The 25719-nt window shown below is 66.1% G+C and carries 24 protein-coding genes and 2 pseudogenes; 15 read left to right on the top strand and 11 right to left on the bottom strand.

Features of this window, described 5'->3' with window-relative positions; all coding sequences use genetic code 11:
* Positions 1–25: 25 nt before the first annotated feature.
* The 3 genes from H0W40_RS05680 (at position 26) to H0W40_RS05670 (ending at position 2945) form a co-directional block, all read left to right on the top strand.
* Positions 26–607, top strand: coding sequence for a family 16 glycoside hydrolase (locus H0W40_RS05680; RefSeq protein ID WP_367153746.1), 582 nt, complete (start codon positions 26–28; stop codon positions 605–607).
* Positions 608–743: 136 nt separating this feature from the next.
* Positions 744–1649 carry a DUF1259 domain-containing protein gene (locus H0W40_RS05675; RefSeq protein ID WP_292444077.1) on the top strand — a complete coding sequence of 302 codons (906 nt, stop codon included), beginning with the start codon at positions 744–746 and terminating at the stop codon, positions 1647–1649.
* Between the two features lie 51 nt (positions 1650–1700).
* Complete coding sequence (locus H0W40_RS05670; RefSeq protein ID WP_292444076.1) at positions 1701–2945, top strand: MFS transporter; 1245 nt, start codon at positions 1701–1703, stop codon at positions 2943–2945.
* 427 nt (positions 2946–3372) lie between these two features.
* Here H0W40_RS05670 and H0W40_RS05665 read toward each other — a convergent pair whose 3' ends face one another.
* Together H0W40_RS05665 and H0W40_RS20000 are read right to left on the bottom strand one after the other, a co-directional pair.
* Positions 3373–3636 carry a hypothetical protein gene (locus H0W40_RS05665; protein WP_292444074.1) on the bottom strand — a complete coding sequence of 88 codons (264 nt, stop codon included), beginning with the start codon at positions 3634–3636 and terminating at the stop codon, positions 3373–3375.
* 410 nt (positions 3637–4046) lie between these two features.
* Entirely contained in the window at positions 4047–4259 is a 213-nt protein-coding gene (locus H0W40_RS20000) for a LysR substrate-binding domain-containing protein (RefSeq protein WP_367153743.1), read from the bottom strand.
* Positions 4260–4494: 235 nt separating this feature from the next.
* On the opposite strand from H0W40_RS20000, the gene H0W40_RS05660 reads away from it, so the two are divergent.
* Positions 4495–5379, top strand: coding sequence for a sulfite exporter TauE/SafE family protein (locus tag H0W40_RS05660; protein ID WP_292444072.1), 885 nt, complete (start codon positions 4495–4497; stop codon positions 5377–5379).
* Positions 5380–5510: 131 nt separating this feature from the next.
* Here H0W40_RS05660 and H0W40_RS05655 read toward each other — a convergent pair.
* From H0W40_RS05655 to H0W40_RS05645, 3 genes and pseudogenes are all read right to left on the bottom strand, one after another.
* Positions 5511–5771, bottom strand: a pseudogene (locus H0W40_RS05655) (IS110 family transposase); the annotation flags it as partial.
* A 25-nt stretch (positions 5772–5796) separates the two neighbouring features.
* Positions 5797–6276: a cupin domain-containing protein gene (locus tag H0W40_RS05650; RefSeq protein ID WP_292444071.1), complete on the bottom strand. Its 480-nt coding sequence runs from the start codon at positions 6274–6276 to the stop codon at positions 5797–5799.
* Between the two features lie 120 nt (positions 6277–6396).
* Positions 6397–7773 (bottom strand): FAD-binding oxidoreductase, encoded by a 1377-nt coding sequence (locus H0W40_RS05645; protein WP_292444069.1) that lies wholly within the window; start codon positions 7771–7773, stop codon positions 6397–6399.
* A 213-nt stretch (positions 7774–7986) separates the two neighbouring features.
* Between H0W40_RS05645 and H0W40_RS05640 the strand changes: the two genes are divergently transcribed.
* Positions 7987–8229 carry a nickel-binding protein gene (locus H0W40_RS05640; RefSeq protein WP_292444067.1) on the top strand — a complete coding sequence of 81 codons (243 nt, stop codon included), beginning with the start codon at positions 7987–7989 and terminating at the stop codon, positions 8227–8229.
* Between the two features lie 10 nt (positions 8230–8239).
* Here the strand turns inward: H0W40_RS05640 and H0W40_RS05635 are convergent, their stop codons facing one another.
* The 4 genes and pseudogenes from H0W40_RS05635 to H0W40_RS05620 all read right to left on the bottom strand — a co-directional run bounded on the left by H0W40_RS05635 (position 8240) and on the right by H0W40_RS05620 (position 9827).
* On the bottom strand, positions 8240–8467 hold the full coding sequence (locus H0W40_RS05635) for a hypothetical protein (protein ID WP_292444066.1): 228 nt from the start codon (positions 8465–8467) through the stop codon (positions 8240–8242).
* Between the two features lie 176 nt (positions 8468–8643).
* Positions 8644–8835: pseudogene (locus tag H0W40_RS05630) on the bottom strand (hypothetical protein); the annotation flags it as partial.
* Between the two features lie 91 nt (positions 8836–8926).
* Positions 8927–9133 carry a hypothetical protein gene (locus H0W40_RS05625; protein ID WP_292444064.1) on the bottom strand — a complete coding sequence of 69 codons (207 nt, stop codon included), beginning with the start codon at positions 9131–9133 and terminating at the stop codon, positions 8927–8929.
* A 163-nt stretch (positions 9134–9296) separates the two neighbouring features.
* Positions 9297–9827, bottom strand: coding sequence for an MOSC domain-containing protein (locus H0W40_RS05620; RefSeq protein ID WP_292444063.1), 531 nt, complete (start codon positions 9825–9827; stop codon positions 9297–9299).
* Positions 9828–9922: 95 nt separating this feature from the next.
* Here H0W40_RS05620 and msrB point away from each other — a divergent pair, with 95 nt between their 5' ends.
* The 3 genes from msrB to H0W40_RS05605 all read left to right on the top strand — a co-directional run bounded on the left by msrB (position 9923) and on the right by H0W40_RS05605 (position 12926).
* On the top strand, positions 9923–10372 hold the full coding sequence (gene msrB / locus H0W40_RS05615; RefSeq protein ID WP_367153745.1) for a peptide-methionine (R)-S-oxide reductase MsrB: 450 nt from the start codon (positions 9923–9925) through the stop codon (positions 10370–10372).
* Entirely contained in the window at positions 10369–10902 is a 534-nt protein-coding gene (gene msrA, locus H0W40_RS05610; RefSeq protein ID WP_292444059.1) for a peptide-methionine (S)-S-oxide reductase MsrA, read from the top strand. The genes msrB and msrA overlap by 4 nt, the downstream gene beginning before the upstream one ends.
* Positions 10903–11765: 863 nt before the next feature.
* On the top strand, positions 11766–12926 hold the full coding sequence (locus tag H0W40_RS05605; RefSeq protein WP_292444056.1) for an NAD(P)/FAD-dependent oxidoreductase: 1161 nt from the start codon (positions 11766–11768) through the stop codon (positions 12924–12926).
* Between the two features lie 114 nt (positions 12927–13040).
* On the opposite strand, the gene H0W40_RS05600 is transcribed toward H0W40_RS05605, so the two are convergent.
* Positions 13041–15197, bottom strand: coding sequence for a glycoside hydrolase family 3 N-terminal domain-containing protein (locus H0W40_RS05600; RefSeq protein ID WP_292444053.1), 2157 nt, complete (start codon positions 15195–15197; stop codon positions 13041–13043).
* Positions 15198–15303: 106 nt separating this feature from the next.
* Between H0W40_RS05600 and H0W40_RS05595 the strand changes: the two genes are divergently transcribed.
* From H0W40_RS05595 to H0W40_RS05565, 7 genes are all read left to right on the top strand, one after another.
* Positions 15304–16593, top strand: coding sequence for a glucoamylase family protein (locus H0W40_RS05595; RefSeq protein WP_292444051.1), 1290 nt, complete (start codon positions 15304–15306; stop codon positions 16591–16593).
* Positions 16590–18071, top strand: coding sequence for a glycoside hydrolase family 15 protein (locus H0W40_RS05590; RefSeq protein ID WP_292444048.1), 1482 nt, complete (start codon positions 16590–16592; stop codon positions 18069–18071). The genes H0W40_RS05595 and H0W40_RS05590 overlap by 4 nt, the downstream gene beginning before the upstream one ends.
* Positions 18068–19828, top strand: coding sequence for an ABC transporter ATP-binding protein/permease (locus H0W40_RS05585; protein ID WP_292444045.1), 1761 nt, complete (start codon positions 18068–18070; stop codon positions 19826–19828). The genes H0W40_RS05590 and H0W40_RS05585 overlap by 4 nt, the downstream gene beginning before the upstream one ends.
* Before the next feature lie 73 nt (positions 19829–19901).
* Complete coding sequence (locus H0W40_RS05580; RefSeq protein ID WP_292444042.1) at positions 19902–22163, top strand: CocE/NonD family hydrolase; 2262 nt, start codon at positions 19902–19904, stop codon at positions 22161–22163.
* 211 nt (positions 22164–22374) lie between these two features.
* Positions 22375–22725 (top strand): hypothetical protein, encoded by a 351-nt coding sequence (locus H0W40_RS05575; RefSeq protein WP_292444039.1) that lies wholly within the window; start codon positions 22375–22377, stop codon positions 22723–22725.
* A gap of 107 nt (positions 22726–22832) precedes the next feature.
* On the top strand, positions 22833–23756 hold the full coding sequence (locus tag H0W40_RS05570; protein ID WP_292444036.1) for a nuclease-related domain-containing protein: 924 nt from the start codon (positions 22833–22835) through the stop codon (positions 23754–23756).
* A gap of 127 nt (positions 23757–23883) precedes the next feature.
* Complete coding sequence (locus H0W40_RS05565) at positions 23884–24867, top strand: HNH endonuclease (protein WP_292444034.1); 984 nt, start codon at positions 23884–23886, stop codon at positions 24865–24867.
* Between the two features lie 386 nt (positions 24868–25253).
* Here H0W40_RS05565 and H0W40_RS05560 read toward each other — a convergent pair whose 3' ends face one another.
* Positions 25254–25700 carry a fumarylacetoacetate hydrolase family protein gene (locus H0W40_RS05560; protein WP_292444080.1) on the bottom strand — a complete coding sequence of 149 codons (447 nt, stop codon included), beginning with the start codon at positions 25698–25700 and terminating at the stop codon, positions 25254–25256.
* Positions 25701–25719: the final 19 nt, after the last annotated feature.

Genomic DNA, 25719 nt, shown 5'->3' with positions numbered 1-25719 from the left:
TCGCAAACGACGCCCGCCCGCCGCCGTGGACAACTCTCCACCGATATCAAACCCGCAGGGCTCCACTTATCGAAGCCGATTCGGTGTTCGAACAACCGGAGCCACCTCTAAGGGTAGCCCGCGCTGGACGATCGTTACCGAACCCGACGCACGGAGCAAGCCCAATGTGCTCAAGCACGAGGGTCAGGCCGATTTTTCCTGGTGCGCCAAGAACGGAACCGATCTCGCCGATGGCTTCGTCGAGGTGAAGTTCAAGGCCGTCTCCGGCAAGCAAGATCAGGCAGGCGGTATCGTCTGGCGGTGGAAGGACGGCGACAACTACTACGTCGCCCGCGCCAACGCCCTCGAGAACAACGTCTCGCTGTATTACACGGAGCGCGGCAAGCGCAAGACGCTGAAGTACGTTGATGCGCCGGTGGCCCTCGGCGCCTGGCACTCCTTGCGCGTTAACTTCGAGGGCAACCACATCGTGGTGCTGCTCAACGGCAAGCCCTATATCGAGCTCGACGACAAGCACATCAGCGGGCCCGGCGCCGTGGGCGTCTGGACCAAGGCCGATAGCAACACCTCCTTCGACGACTTCACGCACGGCGCGAGAAGTCGCTGAGGCGAGGCAGAGCACAACAACAGCGCTCGCTCCCAAGGCTCGTCAGAGCCGGGGGCCGGGCGCGCAAGACAGGCTGGCGGAGGGAGAAGCAAACCGCCTCGCGGCGGATCGATCCTCACCCTTCAAGGAGCATTTCATGTTGCGCTCAACCTGCATCGCGGCAGCCTTCGCCGTGCTGACCCTTGCACCCATCCACGCCGCTAACGCCGCGCCAGCGCTCGATACCAAGAGCATCGAATCCATCACAGGCCTCGAGGGCAGCTTCGACAAGACCGAACAGGTCTTCAAGCTGAGCAAGCCGCGCGATGACGTCAAGGTCGTGGTGGACGGCTGGACCCTCCCCAGCTTCATGGGCACCGGCTCCTGGGCGGCCTTCAAGAGTGCGGGCGACGGCGTCATGTTGATGGGCGACACGGTGCTGTTCGAGGACGAGGTCAACGCGGCGATGAGCGCGGCGCTGAAGTCGGGTCTGGAAGTGACCGCCTTGCACAACCACTTCTTCTTCGACGAGCCGAAGGTTTACTTCATGCACATCGCCGGCATGGGCGACACCGAGGAACTGGCCAAGGGCGTGAGGGCGGTGTACGACGCCGTGGATCGCGTCCGCGCCAAGGAGCCAAAGCCGCAGGCCGCGTTCGGTGGCCAGATCCCGGCCAAGAGCAGCATCACGCCGGGGCCTATCGAAACACTGCTCGGCGAGAAGGCGCAGACCAAGGACGGCATGGCCAAGATCGTCATCGGTCGCACCGCCGAGATGCACGGTGTCACGATGGGCAAGGCCATGGGCGTCAATACCTGGGCGGCGTTCGCCGGCAGCGACGAGCAGGCAGTGGTGGACGGCGACTTTGCCATGCACGAGGACGAGCTGCAGCCGGTCCTCAAGGCCATGCGCGCCGGCGGCATCAACATCGTGGCGATCCACCATCACATGACCCATGAGAAGCCGCGCTACATCTTCCTGCACTACTGGGGCAAGGGCCCGGCGCTCGAACTCGCCAAGACGGTCAGGGCAGCCCTCGACGCGCAAGCGGCGAGCAAGTAGGGCCCGGCCCACAAGAGCCGGCTTCCTGCCCCGGCATGTGAGCAATGCGACATGACGGCGGCCGCATCAGTGCGCCAGCGGGCCGCAAGACTGCTGGTGCCGCCCGGGGCGGAGGGCGCCGTCCCGCTGCTCGCTGCCCGTGGGCTGCGGGCCTTTGCCGACGGCTACATGGCCGTGCTGCTGCCGGCCTACCTGCTCGCGCTCGGGCGGGGAACGGTCCAGGTGGGCATCTTGGCCACCGCCACGATGCTTGGTTCCGCTGCGGCTACGGCGGCCGTCGGAGCTTGGGGACATCGGGTGCCTTCGAGCCGCCTGCTTCGCGCCGCAGCCTTGCTGATGGTTGCCACCGGTTTGGGATTTGCCGGCTTCTCGTCGTTCTGGCCGCTCCTGTTGGTTGCACTCGTGGGCACCCTCAACCCCAGCGCTGGAGACGTCAGCGTGTTCCTGCCGCTCGAACATGCACGCCTGGCCGACTCCGCCAGCGGGCACGAACGAACGGAACTCTTCGCCCGCTACAGCTTTGTCGGCGCTCTATGCGCAGCGCTAGGAGCACTGGCTGCTGCAGTGCCGGATTGGCTGGTGAGCCAAGCCAAGGTGTCCCAGGTCGACGCGCTGCGCGCTATGTTCCTGCTTTACGCGATGGTGGGCATCGCTGTCTGGTGCATCTATCGGCGCTTCAGCAGCGGGACTGGCGGGCCTGCTGCAGCCCCGACGGCGCCGCTTGGGCCTTCCCGGCGCGTCGTCGTACGCCTCGCTGCCTTGTTCAGCCTCGATGCCTTTGCCGGCGGCCTGGTCGTCAATGCGCTGTTGTCGCTGTGGCTGCTGCAACGCTTCGGGCTGTCGCTGTCGCAGGCGGGCGTCTTCTTCTTCTGGGCGGGGCTGTTGAGCGCTGTCTCACAGCTGGCCGCACCGCTGGTTGCGCGACGAATCGGACTCCTCAACACGATGGTCTTCACGCATATCCCGGCCAACGTATGCCTGATCCTCGCGGCGCTCGCCCCCACTTTGCCCGTCGCGCTTGCGCTGCTGTTCGTCCGCAGCGCCTTGTCGCAGATGGACGTGCCGACCCGCAGCGCCTATGTGATGGCCGTCGTGACCCCAGCGGAGCGGCCAGCGGCTGCGAGTTTCACCGCCGTTCCGCGCAGCCTGGCAGGCGCGTTGAGCCCGACCCTGAGCGGCATCCTGTTCGCGACCGGATGGTTCGCCCTGCCGCTCGTGGCGTGCGGGCTGCTGAAGATCGGCTACGACATTGCGCTTTGGCGAGGCCTGCGCCGCGAGCGCCTCAAAGGTGTATGAGACCGACTAGGGCAACCGGTCACCCTGCACCAACTCCTGGCCGCGAGCCTCTCACGTCGGTCGGCTCGTCGGCATCTACGACTTCACCGGGGTGGAGCACAGTTACCCACGGGCACGCTTTCCGACAGCATCGGAGGCCACGGGCTCAATGCTTGAGCAGGTGCCGAAGTGCTTCGGCGCCGGCTCGGCAGAGCGACTGCCGGTACGAGGCCGCGCGAACTGGCATCCGCGATGCGGGCCACATGCTGAGGTGCCGGGCCTCGCCCATTACGCTCTTGATCGGTACATCACCGCTTGGCGGCACGGCTCGGCGAGGTCGCAAGCCGAAAAATCTGCCGAAGACCGCGAGTGCTCACGCCGCCTGTCGGGAGGCGAGTGAGCGACCCTCGGTCCTTGTCAAGTGCTAGAAAAGCCTTGCGGCCGCCCCTTACTTCTTCATCGATTTCTCAGTCATGCCGTCTTTCTTCTTCATCATGTCGGCGCACATGGCGTCCTTCTTCATCATCATGGCGTCACCTTTCTTCGCGTCCTTCGACATCGCCATATGATCCTTGCACTGCTGCATGGTCATCTCCTTTGCCATACCGTCCTTGGCCATGGCGGCGTCCTTCTTGGCCGCGTCCTGAGCGACGGCGCCACCGGTTGCCAGCGCCATACAGGCGCACATCAAGCTTGTTGCAATCGTCTTCATTCGGATAGCTCCTGGTTGGTTACTGTGCGGATGCGTCGTTGCGCAATTCCATGCGCTAACAGCAAACGGGCGGCCCGCCCTTCGCTTCAAAGTAAAAAAAGCGCGAAGGGTCCATACCATGCCAGCTCCGTTCCTTCAGGAGCCGCTGGACGCCGCTCCGGGTGCTGCAGTAGCACTACGATGACTGCATCGCTACAGTCCGACGCATCCAATCGGTCCTTCCCGTCCCCTGCGTTTTGGAAAGCAGGAGCTGGGTGCAGGATCCGGGACTGTCCCCTACGCTAGGTGTGAAGCTTCAATACGTTGTATCGGGTGTTCACCCGGACTGAGCCTGGGAGACTGGAAGTCGCCAAACACCCAGCCCTCCAGGACATCAGCCGAATGAACACGCACATGCATGCCCGATTGACCTATGCCCGGAGAGTGGAGATGCTCCGCGGCATCAGCGCAACGCCAATTCCCGCCTTGAGGACACGCGCCATGGCGTCGAAGTTGCTCACGCGCACTCGGTGCTGCGGGACGCGCCCGCTTCTGGCGACCTGTTGTGCCAAGAATCGGCTGAGCCCGCTAGGCAGACAGCCCCACGAATGGCCGATACAGCAGTTGTGCGGACCGGAGCGCACCCGATCGCCGGCGCGGGTGCGTTACCGGCAGTGCCACGAGCCCATCTTCGATCCAGGGTTGCGCGAGCAAGCCCGCTGTGTCCGCATGTCGACCACGATTCCCACGCCAGCGACACCACGCCGCAGCGCCTCGAGAACGGCATCGCTGGTCAGTTCCTGCAGTCCGAGGGGCCGCGCTAGCCGCCGCCAATGACAAGCTCATCGCCTGGGCCCGGCAGTGACGGTGCCGTGCTCCATGACGGCGGCAAACAACTGCAGATCAAACGCCGTCGAGGAGGTGGTTCAGCGCCCGGCGTGTGGTGAATATGAGGCTTCCTTCGTCAGCGCCGAAGGATATGCGGATCACTTCCAGATGGACGCATGCCCAGGTCGCTGTGAAGATGCCGCTATGGATGCACTGCACGCGTTGGGGGTGGGAGCCGTGTTTCTGCTGGCTGGCGGCGTCAAGGGCGTCACCGGGATGGGACTGCCGACGGTGGCCGTCAGCCTTCTGGGCCTCTGGATGGCGCCAGCGCAGGCGGCGGCCCTGTTGGTTGCACCGTCGCTGGCGACCAACGTCGCACAATGCCGAGGCTCGCACTGGCGGCGGCTGCTGGGCATGCTGTGGCCCGCTTGGCTGACGTTGGCCCTCGTCACGGTCTGGGCTCCCGAGGTCAGCACGGAACCATCGCCCATCGATGCTCACCGGCTTTTGGGCTCGGTCCTCGTCATTTACGGCGTGTGGGGACTGTGGCGCCCGACGCTCCCGGATCTGTCGCGGCAGGCGGCATGGATCGGCGCCATAGCCGGCGCAGCAACCGGCTTCGTGACGGCCGCAACGAGCGTGTTCGTGATCCCGCTGGTGGCGTACCTCCAGGCCTTGCGCTTGGACAAGGATGAGATGGTGCAGGCGCTCGGGTTGTCGTTCACGGTGGCCACCCTTGCGCTGGCCGCACGGCTGCAGGCGTCCACTGGGCTGGTGCTGCTGTCTGCACAATCGGTCTTGGCACTTGCCGCGGCGTTCATGGGCTTATGGCTGGGTTTGGCGGTACGGAACCGCATCAGTGGGCCAGCGTTTCAGCGCTTGCTGTTCCTCGTTTTCGTCGGACTCGGAGCAGCCAATCTGCTGAGAGGTTCATGATCCTTGCAACAGGCGAGCGATCAATCTTGCGCAGGCAATGCAGAGGAGCGCAAGGATTCGCTCAAGAACTTGAATCGCTTCATGTCCGGCTTGGCAACTGCGGTCACCCGGCCGCCGAACTTGAGCGGCCGCTTCATCCACTGGCCGAGCCGACGTTCGATCTCGCTTATCCGCTTGTCCAGTTCGGTCAGCCCGCTCCACTGATCGCGCAGCGTGTCGATCAGCACCGCTGGCAGTCGGTCGATCAACCTTGCGATCACCACCGGGAAAGCTTCGTTCAACGCAGCGCGACCCATGCTCATCACTTCGCCGTACTCCGTCAACAGCCCTCGGAGATTGTTGCTCTGGGCGACCCTGTACTTCACGAGCTGCTGCCGCATCCGATGAGATGCAGTGCCAGCAGCCCAGGCCAATTGATCATTGGGACTTCTTGCGGGGGTCGTCGTCGGGGTTCACGTAAACGATGCTCCAAGGTCCAGGGCCGTGCAGTTGCACGATCGTTTCTTCCTTCGTCATCGCGAAGTGCGGCGTATTCGGCTCCATGATCATCATGTCGCCAGGGCGCAGGACCATCGTCGCATTTTCGGCATCGAGCTTGTCGCCCATGCCCATGTAGAAGGCGCCTGTCAGCCCGGTGACGCGCTCGAAGTGCGGATGAATGTGTGCTGGCAACCTGTAGTTCGCCGGAAACTTGATGCGCGCGGTGACGGGCACCGCCTCGCCCAGCGGCCCTTCGATGACCGCGAGCTTGGCGCCCGGCGGCAACGACGGGAGGTCCGTCCATTTCAAATCCTCGGCGGAAATCATCCGGTGCGAGTTGTCCGACCATGCCATGCCACTGAATGCCGTGACCAGCGCTGCCATGGTGATGCTGCGGGTGATGGATGCGGTTTTCATTGTCGTTTCCTGTCGTGAAGAGGGACCAGCGAGTGCCCGGCTCGGGGCCGGTCCCTCGACGGCGCCCTGCGGGATGTGAAGACAAGTTGCTGTTTTGGCGAACGTAGTCGGAAGGCGAACTCACTCGGTAGGCCGAATGTTCTGGTTGACGTGGAACAGGTTCTCCGGGTCGTAGCGACGCTTGACCTCGGCGAGCCGTGCGTAGTTGTCGCGGTAAGTCGCCTGCACGCGTTCCTGGCCTTCGTCCATCATGAAATTGACGTAGGTGCCGCCGGCGCCGTAGCCATGCATGGCGTCGTGGTAGCGGCGCGTCCAGTCGGTGATCAGCGTCTTTTTATCGGGATCAGGATCGACGCCGACAATCACCTCGGCCCACTTCGAGGTGCGGTAGCTGAACGCGGTGTCGTGGCAGCCGGTATCGTGCACCGCGCCGTCAATCGGGTACAGGTGCATCGTCGACAACGCCGTCGGCACGCGGCCGTGCGCAACGTGCTGCTCGATGGCCGCGTCGGACAACCCGTCGATGAAGTCGGCGCGCCAGTACCACTGGTGTCCAGTGCAGTAAAGCGGATCGAAGAAGCTCTGCAGCGCCGGATAAGGCATCGCGCCCACCGCATGGTGTGCGGGCGGGCCAAAGGCGCGCACTGGCGCGAACACCTCGTCGGCTGAATCCGCCGGGCCGGACCAGCGCCACACCACGCCGCACATGATCGTTTCGTGCAAGGCGTCGGGAAACAGCGGGATCGGCGGAATCTTCAGGAAGGTGAAGAAGCCGTTCAATTCGCGGGGTGCGTTCGCAATGAAGTCGCGATACCAGCGCAGCACCTCGGCCGCGCGTTCGTAGGGCCACACCGTCGGTCCGGCAATGACCTCGTCCACAGGGAGCAGCCGGAACTCAAAGGAAGTGACGACGCCGAAGTTGCCCCCGCCGCCGCGGATCGCCCAATACAGATCGGGGTGCGCTTGCGGGCCGACGCTGACGAAGCTGCCATCGGCGAGCACCAGGTCGGCGCCGAGCAGGTTGTCGATGGTCAGGCCGCAGCGGCGCGACAGGTGGCCGATGCCGCCGCCCAACGTGAGTCCGCCGACGCCGGTGATGGAGATGATGCCGCTGGGGCAGGCCAAGCCGAATGCGTGCGTCGCGTGATCGATATCGCCCCAGGTGCAGCCGCCTTGCGCATGCACCGTGCGGGTCTGCGGGTCCGCGCGGATGCCCTTCATGCGCGACAGGTCGATGACCAGCCCGTTGTCGCAAGTGCTCAAGCCGCCCCCGTTGTGACCGCCGCAGCGCACTGCGAGCATGAGCCGCCGTTCGCGCGGGAAATCGACGGCGACCATGACGTCGGCCACGTCCACGCAGCGGGCAATGGCTCTCGGGTAGCGATCGATCATGGCATTGAAGACCTTGCGCGCGGCTTCGTAGTCGGCGTCGTCAGGCTCGATCAGCTGGCCGCGCAAACGACTGCGCAAGCCATCGAAAGCGGACGTGTCTGTCATGTCGCCCTCCTTGTGCCGACCGGCTCTGTCCCGCTGCGCCGGTGGGCCGGCTCGCCCGTGACGCTGCTGGCACCATCAATTTATTCGCCGCAAGCGGCCGGCGCATCAACAGCACAGACCATTTCGCGCACCAGAAAAAATGTTCAGAATTGACCAGTGGTAGCCCGGCCGCCGCCCGGGACAATCGTGGACCGCCGCGCCGGGAGAGTCAATATGCCGCTGTTTGTCATCGAACGCCATTTCGCGGAGCAGCTCGACGTCACCCGCGAAGGCGCCGCCGAAGTCCGGCTCGTCAACGACGCGGTTGGCGTGCACTGGTTGTTTTCCTTCCTCTCGCTGGACGAGAAGAAAACGTTCTGCCTCTACGAGGCGATCCGCGAGGCCGCGTGGCGCGCCAGTTTGCCCGCCGACGTCATCACCGAGGTCACGGAACTGCGCCCCGAGGCCTTCGCCTGAGGTGCGGTGTTCAGCGCCGCTCGAGCAGGCGGTGCCGCGCCGCGAAGGCTGCCGCGTCCGTGCGGTTTGCCGCTCCGATCTTGGCGAGGATGCTGTGGACGTGGTTGGCGACCGTGTTGGCGCTGTGGAACACCATTCGCAACACTTGCAGCTCGCGCGCGGTGAGCCCGACCGGAGGGGCGTCCCCGGCCCCCGCCGGTTGCTGCAGCCCCCGCACGCGCTGCGCCAGCGTGAGCATGCCGAGTTGTTGACGCAGGGCCAGCGCGTCTCCCAGCAGCGCGGCGGCAAGCGCCGCGCGTCCACTTCCTTCCGCGCAGCGGCACCGGGCTCCCGATGCAAGACGCGGGTGGCGCGGTTGGGATTCTTCTGCCACTGGATAGATAGCGGCACCCTTCGGACAGATTTTTCGCTGACGGGGCTGCGCGGGTCGCCCTCGATGTTGACGATCTCGCCCTTGACGGCGTGTACCAGCGTCGCGCACCCCACCGAGCAATATGGGCAGACGCTCGGCGTCGCACGGCGCTGGAATGCGCAATTGCTGCGCTCGGGCTCGTTGCAGTGTTGTTCATGACTTACCCTTTCGCTCGCGCCGCTAAAGTGACGCATTGGATATGTCGTGGGCAATTTAAGTGCCCACTCTTGCAATCCTCGCCAACGCGCGCAGTCGCGGGTTGGCGTTCAACTTACGGCCCCGTACTCAGGCTGCGCAGGAACGCCACCATGTCGCGCGTTGCGCGGCGTCGGAGAGATAGAACGGATGCGGCACCGTGCTGCCTCGGCTCGGGTTCAGCAGGTTGTCGAGCTCGGGTACCGAGTTGTCGTGCAGGAAGCTCGGCTTGCGCGCCAGGTAGAGCAGCAAGGGCATCGCCAAGCCGCGCACTTCGCCGCGCAGGCTCGCGTTCACGACCGCTATTTGTCGTCGAAGATGCTCGCCACCGTGTTCAGGATCGGGTTTAGCAACGGGTCGCGCTGGGCCAGCAAGACCACCGGGGTGTCGCCGAGGAATACGCCCTTCATCAGTGCGGTGAAGGAGGGATCCGGCCTGCCTTGGTCGACGTTGGGGCAGGCTACGACTTGAAACTCCCGGCGATCTGTTCGCGCGCACCCGGCATGGGCTCGACCCGGTCGCCGACCTGGATCGCCCCGCCTTCGACGATACGCGCCGTGATCCCGCCCAAGCCGCGCACCGCGTTGTAGCCGCCGGCTCCCAAGGTCGCTTCCAAGCGGGAGCATGGATGGCACTCTCCGGAAGTCTCGAGGCAGACGGCGCCGATCCGGAACCGCCTGCCCTTCAGCGCCAGAAGGTTGATGCCCTTGACCACGATGTTCCGGCGCAGCTCGTGGGGACGGACGATTTCCCGTCCCAGGTGACTGGCGATGGTCACGAGACTCTCCGCTTGGATCAGCGTCACCTGCCGGGCTCCGTCGAGACTGCGGTACAGATCGCCGACCACTCCCTTGCCGGCTTCGAGGTCAGCAGCCATCTCGGCCCGCATTTCGGCCTGGCGCGCCGGCCGGGTGCCGATCCAGACCACCGCTCCGGGGCGAACGGGCGTCTCGATCAATTTCGCAAGCGACGAAGCTGGATGGAACGGCATGACATCTCGTGGTTGGGGCCATCACGGCGTGGATCATCGCTTGCCGTGAACTTCGCTAAGCTGTTTTGTGTCGAATGGCGATGTGGAGAATAGAAATGCCCCCTTATCAAAAGACTGCCGAGGCCGTTTCGCGCCTGACACCGGAACAGTATCGCGTCACCCAGAAAAGCGGTACCGAGCCCCCCGGAACCGGCGAGTACCTTGCCAACGAAGAGCCCGGAATCTACGTCGACATCGTGTCGGGGGAGCCGCTGTTCGGCTCGGCCGACAAGTTCGAGTCGGGCTGCGGCTGGCCGAGCTTCACTAAGCCGATCGAACCCACGACCGTCAACGAGCTGAAAGACTCCGCGCACGGCATGACCCGCACCGAAGTGCGATCGACCTGCGCCGACAGTCACCTGGGACACGTCTTTCCCGACGGGCCGGCGGACCGCGGCGGCCTGCGCTATTGCATCAACTCGGCCTCGCTGCGCTTCGTTCATCGCGACGACATGCAAGCCGAAGGCTATGGCGCTTACATCGACCAGATGGAACACAGCAAATGAACGAAGAACGTGCCGTCCTCGCCGGTGGCTGCTTCTGGGGCATGCAAGAACTCATTCGCAAGGTCGACGGCGTCTTGTCTACTCGCGTCGGCTACTCGGGCGGTGACGTTGCGAACGCGACCTACCGCCGCCACGGAACCCACGCCGAAGCGATCGAGATCGTCTTCGATCCGTCTCGGCTGAGCTTCCGCAAGCTGCTGGAGTTTTTTTTCCAGGTGCACGACCCGACAACGGAAAATCGCCAGGGCAACGACAGGGGGCTCAGCTATCGATCGGCTGTCTTCTTCACCAGCGACGAGCAGAAAAGAGTCGCCGAAGACACGATCGCCGATGCGCAGGCATCAGGGCTGTGGCCCGGACGCGTGGTGACCGAAGTGGCACCGGCAGGCTCGTTCTGGGAGGCCGAACCGGAACACCAGGACTATCTGCAGCGCAAGCCGAACGGCTACACCTGCCATTTCGTGCGGCGCGACTGGAAGCTGCCGGCCCCCAGCCCGACGAGCCTGCCCGCCGACGCGGCCGAGGTATAGGTCGTTCAAAGGCTTTTTTTCGATGGGCTAGGGTGGCTGGGCTCGTCGGTCGAGTCTTGGATTGCGGTGTTTGAGGCTGAAGCGGACTGCTGAGCGCCGGAGAACCCGGCCTTCGAGCTGACGATCCGGCCGCTTCGCCCGATTCGGAAGACCCCCGACGCAGCCGTTCCCGGCCTTAGTGCCGGCCGCTCGAACGGAATGCGTCTGATATCGCTCGGGCCGCTCGCACGGTACTGCTCACGCGCTGGCGCCCAGGGTCGTGCACGGGCCTGCAGCCCCAAGTGCGTGAGAATTTTCTCGATGACCGATGCCTCCACGATGCCGGCGATGATCTTCAGCACACCGCGCCACAGTTCGGGCGTGCTCGAGGTCGAGTTTGAAGACGCGTTTGAGTAGCCGCGCTCAACTCAGCCCGGGCGGGGATGCACACAGTTCGGCGTGCACTCGGCGGGTTGGGCTGCCTTTGGCGTTCGGTGCTTGTTTAGACCTTCAGGGTCGGCAGTACCGGTTGGGGGGCCGGCGAGAGCAGCCCTTGGCCTGATGGACCGGTGCTGGTCGGCGCCCCTCGTGCCGCCGTGCGTCAGCAGTCCACCGCATACCGGCCCTTCGCGAGACGGGCGCGCCGCCGAGGCTATGGCCGGTATACGACCTTGACCGTGAGCTCGGGGCTCCGGCGCGACAGACGGCAATCGCTGCATTGCCGTCGTCCACATGCCCAGGTGGAGAAGCAGCAACGGGTCAATCAGGCTCAACGCCAACATCGTGCACGGCTGACGCGCGTCTCGCTCAGCGCCCGCCACCGCTAGGCCTGCCATGCTGGCGCCTGTGGACGCAGTTCCTGCCCGCCGAAAAACAATCAGACCGTGCCCGTGCAATCCGAAGACATCCTTGTGATCGGCGCCGGCCCCGCGGGGCTGGCCACCTCGGCCTGCCTGCGCCACGAAGGGCTGGCGCACGTGGTGCTGGAGCGCGAGCTCACGATCGGCTCGGCCTGGCACCGGCACTACGACCGGCTGAACCTGCACACCACCAAGACCTACTCCGGCCTGCCCATGACGCCCTGGCCGAAGGCGACGCCGCGGTACCCGTCGCGCGAACAGGTGGTGCAGTACCTTCAGGCCTACGCCACGGAACACCAAGTTGCGCCTCGCCTGGGCATCACCGTGCAGGCGGTAAAGCGCGCCGGCGACCGCTTCAGGGTCGAAACGAGTGCCGGCGCGATGATGCCGCGCATCGTCGTCGTGGCCACGGGTTACAACGGCGTGCCGAAGCGTCTTTCGATGCCCGGGCTGGAGCGCTTTCGCGGCACTGCGATCCATGCCAGCGCCTACAAAAACGCCGCGCCTTACCGGGGCCGGCGCATGCTGGTGGTCGGTTGCGGCAACTCGGGCGCCGAGATAGCGCTCGACCTGGCCGAGCAGGGCGTGGACGTTGCGATGGTGGTGCGCGGCCCGGTGCACGTGGTACCGCGCGACATTTTCGGGCGACCCACGCAGCACACCAGCGTCCTGCTCTCGCACCTGCCGCTCGCGCTGCGCGATGCCATCGCCACCGCCACCATGGGCCTGGTGGTGGGCGATCTGTCGCGCTGGGGCATCGTGCGCCCGGCGCTAGGGCCCAACCGCATGATCGAGGAGTCCGGGCGCATCCCCATGCTCGACCTGGGCACCATCGCCATGGTCAAGCAAGGAAGAATCCGCGTGCTGCCGGCGGTGCAGGAGATCCTTCCCGATGCCGTGCGCTTTGCCGACGGTGCCCTGCACCCGTTCGAGGCCATCGTCTTCGCCACCGGCTACACACCAGGCCTTGGCCACGTGATCGAAGGCTTCGAGGCGATCGCCGATGCACGCGGCAGGCCGCACCGCTTCGGCGAGGAGACTGCGATCGCCGGGTTGTACTTCGTCGGTTTCAGGAATCCGCCGACCGGTGCGCTGCGCGAGATCGGGCTTGAAGCGCCACGTGTGGCAAGGGCGATTCGTGACGCCGCGGAAGGTCATACGGAGGCGCGCGCTTCATCGGTCTGAGTGCTCGGCGTCGGCCGGCCGCAAGGGCGGGTCGATGCAATCGACAGAAACTTCCAAGCTGTTGTCAATTGACAAACATCTGCCAGGCAAAGCGCCGTCAACGCAAGCACGATTTCAGCCCAACTCGATGGTCTCCCTCAGCAAACCTGCCGGCTCGGCACTCGGGCCAACGCAGATCTCGATCTCACCCGCCTCGAACAGCGGCTGCAGATCCGGCCCTAAATAGCGCAGCTCGCTCGCCGGCAGTTCCAGCTTCACCGAGCCGGCCTCGCCCGGCCTCAATCGCAGCTTCGCGTAGCCCTTGAGCTCCAGCAGCGGTCGGGTCACGCGGCTCACCTTGGCGCGAACGAACAGGAAGACGGTCTCTTCGGCCTCGCGCGCGCCCTCGTTGCGCAGCGTGACGCTGATCTTCAGCGTGTCCTGCTCGCACACGCGCCGCGGCTCGACCTGCAGCTCCTCGTAGCGGATGCGGCCGTAGGTCAAGCCGTGGCCGAAGGCGAACAGCGGCGTGTTGTCCACATCCTGGTACTTGCTCGTGTAGTAGTCGGCGGGATTCATCGGCCGGCCGGTGGGGCGCTGGCCGAAGAAGATCGGCACCTGCCCGACGGCGCGCGGCCAGCTCATAGGCGTGCGACCACTCGGCGATGCGCGGCCCGTCAGCACATCGGCGATCGCGTGGCCGGCTTCGGCGCCGAGGAACCACGCCGCCAGCAACGCATCGGCGTGTTCGGCGAGCCAGGGCACGACGAGCGGTCGGCCCGAGAACAGGATCGCGACGACGGGGATGCCGAGCGCATGCGCACGGGCTGTCACTGCCTCTGCCAGAGCCTGCTGCCTGCCGGGAAGCGCGGGCGTGGCGCGGCTCGCCGCCTCGCCGCTCATCGTCGCGCGCTCGCCCAGGCACAGCAGCACGGCGCTGGCGCCGTCGCACAGCGCGACGGCGGCTTCGATGCCGCTGTCGTCGCCGCCGTCGATGGCGACGCCGGGCGCATGGCGGATGTCGGTCTGCGGCAGCGCGACGCGCAGGCCGTCGAGCACGCTGACGGCCGGCTCGTGTTCTCCGGCGCCCCACCACGGGCCTTTCATCTCGGTGCGTGCGTCGGCCAGCGGTCCGACGACGGCGAGCGCTTTCGCCGCCGCCGGCAAGGGCAGCACGTCTCGGTCGTTCCTGCGCTCGTTCTTCAACAGGACAATGGCCCTGCGCGCGACGTCGCGCGCCAGCGCGTGCCGCTCGGCGACCGCCTCCGCGGGCTCCGGGGTCGCGCCGCGGCGGTAGGGGTCGTCGAACAGACCGAGCTGCTCCTTGAGCCGCAACACGCGGCGCACGCACGCATCGATCTCGTCGATCGTCACCCGGCCCTGCTCGAGCGCGACCGGCAGGCCCTTGCGATACGCGTCGGCCATCATGTCGATGTCCACGCCGGCCTTCAGGGCGAGCACCGCGGCATCGACGAGATCGGCGGCGACGCCGTGCTTGATCAGCTCGGCGATCGCGTTGTAGTCGCTGACGATGACGCCGTCGAAGCCCATCTCGCCGCGCAGCCAGTCGCGCAGCAAGGGAACGTGCGCCGTCATCGGCACGCCGTTGAGATCGGTGAAGGCCGGCATCAGCGTCGCGACGCCGGCTTCGATCGCCGCCACAAAACCGGGCAGGTGCACTTCGCGCAGCGTGCGCTCGGAGATGTCCACCGCGGCGTACTCCCGCCCTGCGGTAACCGGGCTGTAAGCAACGAAATGCTTCGCACACGCGGCCAGCGATTCGGCCGACGACAGATCGGTCCCCTGGAAACCGCGCACCTTCGCCCGTGCGATGCGCCCGTTGAGCCAGGGGTCTTCGCCCGGCCCTTCGGCCGTTCGACCCCAACGGGGATCGCGCGACACGTCGAGCATCGGCGCGAAGGTCATCGCCAGGCCGTCGGCCGCGCCTTCGCGCGCGGCCTCGCGCGCTGTGCGCTCCCAGACGGCCTCGTCGAAAATGCCGGCCTCCGCAAGCGGGATCGGAAAGAGCGTGCGATGGCCGTGCACGATGTCCAGCCCGATCAGCAGCGGAATGCCGAGCCGCGACTGCTCGACGGCCAACCGTTGCATCTCGTGCGCGGGCCCCGCACCGACCATGTTCAGCAGATTGCCGATCGTGCCGTCGATGATCGACTGCGTGGAGTCGCCCGCGATCACCGGGCCGGTGACGGTGTAGCCGGAGGCTGTCATCGTCAGCTGGCCCAGCTTCTCGGCGAGCGTCATCCGGGCCATGAGGGTGTCGATGCGATTCACGGGAAACTCCAAGGCAGAACCCAAGGGGATTTCATGATGGCATGCTGCCGATCCGCGATGGGGTGAAGCCCCACGTGCCCCACCGTACACAACGACAGGAGCGCCAGTGTTGCAGTTGCCAACGGATGACAGGGACCCCAAGGCCCTCGCGGCGCTGCCCGACGAGGCCTTGATCGACGCCGTGCAGCGCCAGACCTTCCGCTATTTCTGGGACGGCGCGGACGCCGCCAGCGGCTTGGCGCTCGACCGCCGCACGGTACAAGGCCCGCCCGACGGCAAGGTGGCCATCGGCGGCTCGGGCTTCGGCATCATGGCGTTGATCGTCGCCGTGGAGCGCGGCTGGGTCCCGCGCAAAGCCGCGCTGGAGAGGCTGCGCCAAATGCTCGACACACTGTTTCGCGCGACGCGTTACCACGGCGCCTTTGCGCACTTCATCGACGGCACGAGCGGCGCGACGATTCCCATGAGCCCCCAGGACGACGCGGCCGATCTGGTCGAGACCTCGCTCCTCGTCGTGGGCCTGCTGTGCGCGCGCCAGTACTTCAGCGAGGACACGGCCGAGGCGCGCCGCCTGCGCGCCGACATCGACACGCTGTGGAGCGACGTGGAGTGGGACTGGTTCACCCGTGGCGGACGCGACGTCCTGTACTGGCACTGGAGCCCGAACAACGGCTGGGCGATGAACCACGAAGTGCGCGGCTGGAACGAGTGCCTCATCACCTACCTGCTCGCCGTGGCCGCGCCGCGCCATGCAACCCCGCCCGAGGTCTATCACCGCGGCTTCGCGGCTGGGCAAGGCTTCGTCAACCGCAAGTCGTACCACGGCATCGAACTGCCCTTGGGCATGCCGTACGGCGGCCCGCTGTTCTTCACGCACTACTCGTTCCTGGGCCTCGATCCGCACGGCCTGAAGGATCGCTACGCCGACTACTGGGATCTCAACTGCCGCCACGTGCAGATCAACCGCGCGCACTGCATTGCCAACCCTCATGGCCACCAGGGCTACGGCGAGTCGTGCTGGGGCCTGACCGCCAGCGACGACCCCGACGGCTACCTCGCGCACGCCCCGGACACGGACAACGGCACCCTCTCGCCAACGGCGGCGCTGGCCAGCCTGCCGTACGCGCCTGCCGAGGTGATGAAAGTGCTACGGCATTTACTCAGCGTGCACGGCGAGCGTGTCTGGAAGGACTACGGCTTCGTCGATGCGTTCAGCGAACGGCGCGGCTGGTTCGCGGAGACCTTTCTGGCCATCGACCAGGGCCCCATCGTCGTCATGATGGAGAACCATCGCACGGGCTTGTTGTGGAAGCTCTTCATGAACGTGCCGGAAGTGAAGGCCGGGCTGCGCGCGCTGGACTTCGCGAGCCCGCATCTCGCTTCGCCGGCAACGTGACCCAGCGCGTGAACCAGAGCGTGACGAGCCCGCAGGATCCCGCGTTCGAGCCCTGGCTCGAAAAGCAGTTGCGCCATTCGGCCAGCGCGATGCTCGCCAGCATCTCGCCGGTGGCCATCGTCAAGCATCGACCCGGCTTCGGCCAGACGATGAGGCCGATCGCCGGCGCCATCGTCGCGTCGCCTGTCCTCGGCGACTGGGACCCGGACCCGGACTACTTCTTCCATTGGTTCCGCGACTCCGCCGTCGTCATCGAAGCACTGCACCTGCTCTACGTCGAGCGACGTCTCGGTGACGAAGCCTTGCAGCATCTGCGCGACTTCACTCGCTTCAGCCTGGCCTTGAACCACCTCGACGGCCGCATCGATGCCGCGGCGACCGACCGTCTCACGCGCGTGGCCCCCAAATTCCTGCAGTTCGTGCGCGCCGAAGGCGACCTCACCAGCGCCCATGGCGATGCCGTCGTCATGGAGACGCGCGTGAACCCCGACGGCACGCTCGATGTCTCCCGATGGGCGCGCCCCCAGCACGACGGGCCGCCGCTGCGTGCGTTGGCGCTGCTGCGCTGGGCGGCTGGAGGGCAGCTCGATGCGCCCTTGCTGACGGAGGTCAGCGCCTTGATCCGGTTCGACCTCGACTTCACGCTGCGTCACTGGCGCGAGCCGTCGTACGACATCTGGGAAGAGGAAAGCGGCCACCACTACTACACGCTGCGCGTCTCGGCGGCCGCGCTGGCCGAAGGCGCGGCATGGCTGCAGGGCCTGGGCGATACCGCGGGGGCGCAGCGCTGCGGCGAGGAGTCGCAGGCCGTGCTGAGTTTGCTCGACGACTATTGGGTCGACGGACACGACGCGACGCCCGGCTACTACCGCTCACGCGTGCTGGCGGACGACCGGCCCAGTGCGAAGGCGCTGGACATCGCGGTGATCCTGTCGGCGATCCATAGCATGGGCCCCGAACCGACTCATGCCGAGTTGCATTCAATTGCATCGCTCCCTCTCCCGCCTGGGCGGGAGAGGGAGCAAGTGCAAGCGAAGCCGCATCACACCGTGGCCGATCCGCGCATGCAGGCCACGCTGGCACGACTCGACGCGCTGTTCGACGCGGCCTACCCAATCAACCACGGCCGCGCAGCAAGCCGCGGCTCGGCGATGGGGCGCTATGCCGGCGACGTGTACTTCTCGGGCGGCGCCTACTACTTCTCCACGCTCGGCGCCGCCGAGTTCTGCTTCCGCGTCGCGGCGCTGGGCGGCGCGCCGGGTCGTGATCCTCGCCACTGGTTCGAGCGCGGCGACGCCTACCTCGCTACCGTGCGCGCATACACGCCGGCCAACGGCGATCTGTCGGAGCAGTTCGATCAGCGCAGCGGCGCGCAGACCTCGGCAAAGCACCTGGCCTGGAGCTATGCCGCATTCATTTCATGTGTCTCGGCGCGCCGCATCGCCGCCGCGGCCTTGCGAGCGCCTTGGCGGCGATGAGCGCACTGGCGTCACGCCGGACCGAGCTGGTGGTGAACACCGGCGTCGTCCATCAGGTCGGCGTGTTGCTCGGCGCCTGGCGAGCGTCCACTGTGGCGAAGACGCTGGCCGCGCTGGTGGGCGCCATCGTCGTGGTCATCGCGTTCACGGCTTATGGGCAACTGGAGTTGAACCGCTGGAACCAGCCGTTCTACGACGCGATCTCGCGTCGCGACCTGAACGAGTTCATCTGGCAACTCGGCGTGTTCGCGGTGATCGCGGGCGCCCTGTTGGTTCTGAACGTCGGGCAGCGGTGGTTGGTCGAAACCTTGCAGCTCAAGCTGCGCGAGGCCCTGGTCACCGACCTCGTGGGACTCTGGCTGCAGCCTCGCCGGGCGTTCTGGCTCGCGGGCAGCGGCCCGATGGGCGCCCATCCCGATCAGCGCATGCACGAAGACACGCTGAAACTGTGCGATCTGTCCGCCAGTCTCGGGGTGGGTCTGCTGCAGGCTTTGGTCCTGTTCGGCAGCTTCTCGAGCGTGCTGTGGATCATCTCCAAGGACTTCACCTTGTTCATCGACGGCGAGGACCATGCCCTGCCGGGTTTCATGCTGTGGGCCGCGATCCTCTACGCGGGCGCCGGCTCGCTGATGAGCTATTGGGTCGGCAGGAGCCTGATCCCGCGCAATGCCGAGCGCTACGCACGCGAAGGTGAATTGCGCTTCTCGCTGACCCGCATCAACGAGCATCTCGACGGCATCTCGCTGGCCGGCGGCGAAGCCGACGAGAAGCGCCGGGTGGCGTCGACTCTCGACGATGTCTTGCAAGCCACGTCGCGCGTGGTGCTCGGGCTGACCAACCTCACCTGGGTCACCGCCGGCTTTGGCTGGGTCACGCTCATTGCGCCGATCCTGGTGGCCGCGCCGCTGTACTTCTCGGGGAAGGTGTCGTTCGGCGGCCTGATGATGGCCGCCGCCGCCTTCACGCAGGCGCAGTCGTCGCTGCGCTGGTTCATCGACAACTTCAGCCTCATCGCCGACTGGCGCGCCACGCTGCTGCGCGTCGTCGGCCTGCGTCAGGTGCTGGCGTCCGACCTGGAAGCCGCGCAGCGGGGCAGCCGCATCGCCTACGCCGAGAGCGAACCCGGAACCCTCGCGATCGAAGCGCTCGAGGTGCGCGTCTGGGCCGGCCGCGATCGGCTGGACGCTTCCGATCTGGTCGTGCAAGCCGGTCAGCGCCTGCTGATCCTCGGCGCGCCGGGCACCGAGAAGACCTTGCTGTTCCGGGCGCTCGCGGGCCTGTGGCCCTGGGGCTCCGGCACCGTGCGCCGGCCTCGCGGCGAGACGATCCATTACATGCCACGCGGCACGCCCTACCTGCCCCGCGGCACCCTGGCCGACGTGCTGTGCTACGCGATCGCGTCGCCCAGCTATCCGCGGGAAGCCATGGCGGCGGCGCTGGCGAGCGTGGGCCTACAGCGCCTGGAACCCATGCTGAACGAGACGCGGCGCTGGGAGCGGGAGCTCAGCATCGACGAGCAGCTCTTGCTGGGCTTCGCCCGCGTGGTGCTGCAGAGCCCGCCCTGGCTGGTGATGGACGAGGCCTTCGGCGCCTTCGACGACGACACGCTGGCACGCATCATCGACGTGCTCAACGGCCCACTCGCGCACACCGGCATCGTCCACATCGGCTCGGCCGGAGAGGCGCACGACCGGCTGTTCACGCAGGTGGTGCATCTGGTCAAGGCGCCGGAGCGCCGCCGGGCGAAGCAGTCATGAGCCCCCGCACGGCCGCTCCGAAGGGGGCTCGCACCGCAGTGCGAAGCACGGAGGTTACCCAGTGAGCCATCGCATGCGTCGCGCCCTCCTGCTGGTGCTCGCGCTGCCGGTCTGGGCGTGGGCGCTGGATTTCAGCTTCCAGGCACCGCGCGACCCCGACGATGTCGCTGCGGGGGACGTGATGCGCGATCTGGCGCAGCGCATCGTGCCGGTCTACAAGGATGACGACACCGATGGCTACCTGGCCAACCTGACCGCTCTGCAGATCGTCAGCGGCGACTACGCCGCGGCCTACGACAGCAGCCGCTTGCTGCGCCGCCGCCACGAGGGCAAGCCGTTCGACGCCCTGGCGGAGCGCGCGATCATCGACGGCATCTACGCGCATGCGCGAGCGATCGAAGCGAAGGAGCGCCTCGGCTTCGCCAAGGCCTACACGCGCTCGTTCCAGGAGCTGGTGCCGCCGCTCGACGACGCGCAAGCCGCGGCCGTCATGGAACGGCTCGCCATCCCGCCGCCGGTGTTCCGCGAGCCGCTGCAGCAGGCCTTCGAGCGCTGGCGCGCAAAGGGCAGCCTCCCGCAGGCCGACGCCGTGGCCCTTGTGCGCGCCTGGCTCGCGTATGAATCGCGTCGCAGTTTCAACACGCTGCTGCCCGAGCTGTTCGCGGCGGAGAACCGCCGCCGCTACGTGGTGCAGGCGGACGTCCGGATCCCCGTGGGTGCGGGCGTCGTCATCCATGCGAGCGTGGTCCGACCCGGCGGCGGGAAAGCCGCGAAGGGCCCCCTGCCGACGCTGTTGCGCTTCACGCTCGACCCCGCCGAGGACGACGCGCAGCGCAGCGCCTTCAAGGGCTACGTCGGCATCACGGCGTACGCGCGAGGGCGCACGCCCGACGGCAAGGGCGATGCGTGGCCCTTCGTTCACGACGGCGAAGACGCCGCAGCCGTCATCGAGTGGATCGCCCGGCAACCGTGGAGTGACGGCCGCGTCGGCATGCTCGGCGACGGCTACTCCGGCTACGCCGCCTGGGCCGCGGCGCGCTCGAAACCGGCGGCGCTCAAAGCGATCGCCACGACCGCGCCGATGGCGCCGGGCATCGACTTCCCGATGGCCGGGCAGATCTATCGCAATGCATTCGTCCGCTGGACGCACGAGCACGCGATGGCCGAGCCGACGCTCGCTCATACCGAAGCCGACACCGACGCGGAGTGGCGCGCTCTCGATGAACGCTGGTACCGCCAGGGCGGCCCTTACTGGGACATAGACCGCGTGCTGCTGGGCAAGCGCAGCAACCTGGTGCAAAGCTGGCTGGCGCACCCCAGCCACGACCGCTACTGGCGCAAGTTCCTGCCTTCCGCGGAGCAGTTTGCGCAGATCGACATCCCGGTGCTCAACATCGCCGGCTACTACGGCGCCGAGGCTGGCGCGCTCTACTTCCACCGCGAGCATCTGCGCAACCGTCCGCAGGCCGACACGACGCTGCTGCTCGGCCCCTGGGACGCGGCCTCAATCCGGCTCGGCACAGTGGAGACGCTGCGCGGCTACACGCTCGACCCTGTCGCCCGTGTCGATCTGCCCGAGCTGCGCTATCAATGGCTCGACCACGTCTTCAAGGGGGCGAAAAAGCCCGCGCTACTGCAGGACCGCGTCAACTACCAGGTCATGGGCGCCGACCGCTGGCGCCACGCGCCGACGCTGGACGCGCCGGATCGCCCCCCGCTGCGCCTGTACCTCAACACTCGCAAGCTCGACGGCCCGCACCGTCTGTTGACGTCACCGACGCCGGCCAAAGGCGATGGCAAGGCGCGACTCTCGGTCGATCTGGCCGACCGCAGCGACGCCAGCATCCCGTGGCCGGACGCGCTGCGCACAAAACAACTGCCCATGCGCAACAGCATCCGCTTCGTCAGCGATCCGCTGCCCAAGGACACCGAGATACACGGCAGCCTGCACGGCGAGTTCGACATCACGCCCTCGCGGCAGGACGTGGACCTGAACGTCTCGCTGTACGAGCAGACGGCGAGCGGCGACTACCGGCTCCTGTTCGAACCGTACGACTTTCGGGCCAGCTACGCCGGCGACCGCGTCGAGCGCCGGCTTCTCCGGGCGGGCGAGCGCCAGTTGCTGGCGTTCACTGCCGAGCGCGTGACCGCGGCCAAGCTCGCGGCGGGCAGCCGCCTCGTGCTGGTGGTCGGCATCAACAAGCGAGCCGACCGGCAGATCAATTACGGCAGCGGCAAGGACGTGAACTCTGAGACCATCGCCGACGCGCAAGAGCCTGTGCGCGTGCGCTGGCATGTGGGCAGCCACGTGGAGATTCAGACCGGCGCGCCTTGAGACTGCTTGGAAAAAGCAGGTTGACCAGCGTCTCGCTCAGCAAGTGCCTGAGGCTGGACTGACGTTCCCCGGAAAACCTGCGGTAGTTGACATTCCATCGGCCTTGGACGGCTGACGGCTGACGGCTGCCGGCTGAGTGCCTGTGTTGGGTACATTCATTCCAATATGGGTATAGCGCGTCCTTCGCAACCGAAACGCTCCGACCTCGCCGATGCATTGTTCTCCGGCACAAAGCAGCGTGTGGCTGGGGCTTCTGTTCGGGCAGCCGTCGCGCAGCTTCTATGCGACCGAGTTGATCGGGCTGGTCGGCAGCGGGTCGGGTGCCGTTCAACGTGAGCTGGCAAATCTGGCGCAGAGCGGCTTGGTCACCGTGAGCGCTGTCGGCAACCAGAAGCACTACCAGGCCAACACTGACTCACCCATCTTCGCGGAGCAGTGCGGCATCGCGCAGAAGACGGTTAGTTTGGCCGAGCCATTGCGTAAGGCACTCGCCCCGTTGGCGCGGCAGATCATCGCTGCCTTTGTATATGGGATCGGGGGTGAAAGTGACCTCGCCGTTTGAGAACCTCAGCGGGCCCGGCAACGCATGCCAAGCAGTAGCGGCCAAAGTCGATGCACTCGGAGCGATCTCCACGTGATGCCCCCTCACAGCGCTGCCAAGGCCTCCTGATGGCCGAGATCGCTCAACAAGCTGCGATCCTTGTCGGCGTCCTTGCCGCCTGCTTCCTCGGTCCAGCGCTGGCCATTGGATTTCTTGTTGTGCGGAAACGGCGGGCCAGGGCGCGTCGAAGATCGCCGATCGGCATTGCGATGTTGCGGAGTCCCGGACACACATTGCGCGAGCAGCTCGACGAAACAACGAATGACGTATCGGCGAACGTGTTCATGCTGATGATGATTCCACTATTGCTGTTGGCAACGTTCCTTGCGCAAAGTCATTTGCGTGGACTTCAGGGAATGATGCATCTGGCGCTGATTTATGTCGTGCTTGCTCTGGCCTTCGTGGCGTTCACGGTGCGCAAATTGTTGATGGCGGGCAAACGGCTCGACAACTTGAAGGCCGGCTACGACGCTGAGCTCGCCGTGGGCCAAGAGCTCGACCAACTGATGCGTCTGGGCGCAGTCGTCTTCCACGACATCCCGGCCGACAACTTCAACATCGACCACGTCGTGATTTCCAGCGAGGGTGTCTTCGCTGTTGAGACCAAAGGCTTCACGAAGCCGAAGCAGGGGCGCGGCAGGGCCGATGCGACCGTCGTGTTCGACGGCAAGGTCCTGAGGTTCCCGACATGGACAACCAAGGCACCGTTGGAACAAGCCGAGCGGCAGGCGGCGTGGCTGGCGAAGTGGTTGACCGGCGCGGTCGGCTCGCCTGTCCAAGTGCTGCCGGTCGTTGCACTGCCTGGCTGGTTTGTTGAGCTCACCGGACGGGGTGGTGTCAGCGTTTTCAGCGGCAAGCACTTGACCGGACTACTGAAGTCCCGCGGTGCCCAGCGCTTGTCCGTCCAGGATGTGCAACGCGTCGTGCACCAGGTCGAGCAGCGCTGCCGCACGGTCGCGCCGAGATACGCCGAACAGGAGCGCGCTTCGTGAATGATCGTTTTTCTGGTTGATCTGGAGAGCATTCAGCCCATGCCCGCCGCCACGCCCAGCGCCGCTGTAGCGGCGACGGCGTCCGCCAACTCGGCGCGACAGTAGGCTGGACCAGCGGCAATCCACAGTGCGCTACTGGTGGGTCAATCAGAACCAGACCTATCGCCACGAAGTGCGGGGCGGTTATTTGTGGTCGCCGAAGCGCAAGACCAACCAGGCCCGGAACCCGTTCTACGACTTCATGCGCGAGGTGGCGCCGGGTGACGTGGTGTTCTCTTTCGCGGACACCGTCATACGCGCCATCGGTATTGCGGCCTCCCACGCCTACGAGGCGCCGAAGCCGTTGGAGTTCGGCCAAGCCGGTGCCTATTGGGACATGATCGGCTGGCGCCTGGACGTCCGCTTCAGCGAACTGAGGTTGCCGATCAAGCCCTCAGAACACATGTCCGTGCTCGCGCCGCTGCTGCCGGACCGGTATGCGCCGTTGCGCCCTAACGGCGCCGGCCTGCAGAGCGTGTACCTCACCCGCCTGCCCGAGCGCTTGGCGGCTGCCTTGATCGACCTGCTCGGCGCCGAGGCGCGAGACCTGGTGCTCGGCTATCGCGTGGCCGGGGAGGTGTCGATCCCCGCGGCGATCGGCCTCGTGGAGTGGGAAGAGCACGAACTGAGCAGGATGCGCTCTGACGACACCATGCCCGAGACCGAGCGGCAGGCCGTTGTGCTCGCGCGGCGAGGCCAAGGCATTTTCAAGCAGCGCGTGATGCGTCTCGAACATGCGTGTCGGATCACCGGCGTAACGCGAGAAGAACACCTGCGCGCCAGCCACTGCAAGCCCTGGCGTGACGCGACGAACGAGGAACGTCTAGACGGCGAGAACGGGCTGTTGCTCACACCCAGCGTCGACCATCTGTTCGATCGCGGGTTCATCGGTTTCGAGGACGGTGGGGGTTTGATCGTTTCGCCCGTGGCGGACCGCAAGTCGTTGCTGCGAATGGGCATCGACTCGCAGCGAGCGCTGAATGTCGGGAGCTTTTCGATCGGACAGCGACGCTATCTCGACTTTCACCGTGAAAGCGTGCTGCTACGGTCAAGTTTTCTTGAGCGCATGTAAAGCGAGCACGGCAGCCGATAAGTTGCGTCGGACGTACTCGAGCAAGCGAACGAGTGCAAGCTTCCGGTCTGGACTGAGTTGGCCAACCGCTATTGATAGGTGTCGTCCCACGAATTTCCGAAACAGACTGACTGCGGAAGATCGATTTCCGTTGCCCGATGACGGCTGCGCCGGAGACCGGTCGTCGACGGCTGGCAAAAGCGACCGGGCGCTCTGCTTCGGAACCCGACGTTCGAAAATTCGGCCACACGATGTCCGCTGTGGAAGACCGCGACCGGGCACTCCCGACCCTCAGCAGTCCTTCGTTCATGTGAGAAGCAGTCACCCGTGACCCGTGGCCGACGCGTGACTGCTTGAGGTGTCGCGTTCACTAGAGCGCAGATGTTTCAAAACAGGGGAAGGTGCCCTTCGCGCCAACGCCGCCCCATTCTTTCGTCATCGAAGGCCACCACCTCTTGCCGCTGCTCGCCCAGCATCCGGCTGCCCAGCTCGACGCGATCTCCGGCCTTCAGGAACAGTGGCGGCTTGTGACCCAAGCCAACGCCCGGCGGCGTGCCGGTGGCGATCACGTCGCCGGCCTGCAGGGCCATGAAGCGGCTCAGGTAGGACACGATGTGCGCGACGCCGAAGATCTGGGTGCGCGTGTTGCCGGTCTGGCGTCGCACGCCATTGACTTCCAGCCACAGGTCCACTTCCTGCGGGTTAGGAACTTCGTCAGCGGTCACCATCCACGGGCCAAGCGGCGCGTAGCCGTAGTTGCTCTTGCCCAGGACCAGCGGCTTTTGATCTGCATCGCGTAGCCAGAAGCCGCGGGCCCTGCGTCCAGCTCCAATCAAGACATCGCATGGCAAC

This window comes from Methylibium sp. (assembly GCF_013817345.1).
GTDB lineage: Bacteria > Pseudomonadota > Gammaproteobacteria > Burkholderiales > Burkholderiaceae_C > Methylibium.
This window is presented reverse-complemented; position numbering and strand designations above follow the sequence as displayed.

Bases quoted from the DNA above. Each gene is read 5' to 3' on its own strand.
- H0W40_RS05620 (WP_292444063.1), bottom strand. From the start codon at position 9,827: ATGCCGTTCCATCCAGCTTCGTCGCTTGCGAAATTGATCGAGACGCCC.
- H0W40_RS05570 (WP_292444036.1), top strand. From the start codon at position 22,833: ATGGCCGAGATCGCTCAACAAGCTGCGATCCTTGTCGGCGTCCTTGCC.
- msrA (WP_292444059.1), top strand. From the start codon at position 10,369: ATGAACGAAGAACGTGCCGTCCTCGCCGGTGGCTGCTTCTGGGGCATG.
- H0W40_RS05635 (WP_292444066.1), bottom strand. From the start codon at position 8,467: ATGCTCACGCTGGCGCAGCGCGTGCGGGGGCTGCAGCAACCGGCGGGG.
- H0W40_RS05585 (WP_292444045.1), top strand. From the start codon at position 18,068: ATGAGCGCACTGGCGTCACGCCGGACCGAGCTGGTGGTGAACACCGGC.
- H0W40_RS05650 (WP_292444071.1), bottom strand. From the start codon at position 6,276: ATGAAAACCGCATCCATCACCCGCAGCATCACCATGGCAGCGCTGGTC.
- H0W40_RS05645 (WP_292444069.1), bottom strand. From the start codon at position 7,773: ATGACAGACACGTCCGCTTTCGATGGCTTGCGCAGTCGTTTGCGCGGC.
- msrB (WP_367153745.1), top strand. From the start codon at position 9,923: ATGCCCCCTTATCAAAAGACTGCCGAGGCCGTTTCGCGCCTGACACCG.
- H0W40_RS05640 (WP_292444067.1), top strand. From the start codon at position 7,987: ATGCCGCTGTTTGTCATCGAACGCCATTTCGCGGAGCAGCTCGACGTC.
- H0W40_RS05670 (WP_292444076.1), top strand. From the start codon at position 1,701: ATGACGGCGGCCGCATCAGTGCGCCAGCGGGCCGCAAGACTGCTGGTG.
- H0W40_RS05660 (WP_292444072.1), top strand. From the start codon at position 4,495: ATGACGGCGGCAAACAACTGCAGATCAAACGCCGTCGAGGAGGTGGTT.
- H0W40_RS05675 (WP_292444077.1), top strand. From the start codon at position 744: ATGTTGCGCTCAACCTGCATCGCGGCAGCCTTCGCCGTGCTGACCCTT.
- H0W40_RS05575 (WP_292444039.1), top strand. From the start codon at position 22,375: ATGCATTGTTCTCCGGCACAAAGCAGCGTGTGGCTGGGGCTTCTGTTC.
- H0W40_RS05580 (WP_292444042.1), top strand. From the start codon at position 19,902: ATGCGTCGCGCCCTCCTGCTGGTGCTCGCGCTGCCGGTCTGGGCGTGG.
- H0W40_RS05665 (WP_292444074.1), bottom strand. From the start codon at position 3,636: ATGAAGACGATTGCAACAAGCTTGATGTGCGCCTGTATGGCGCTGGCA.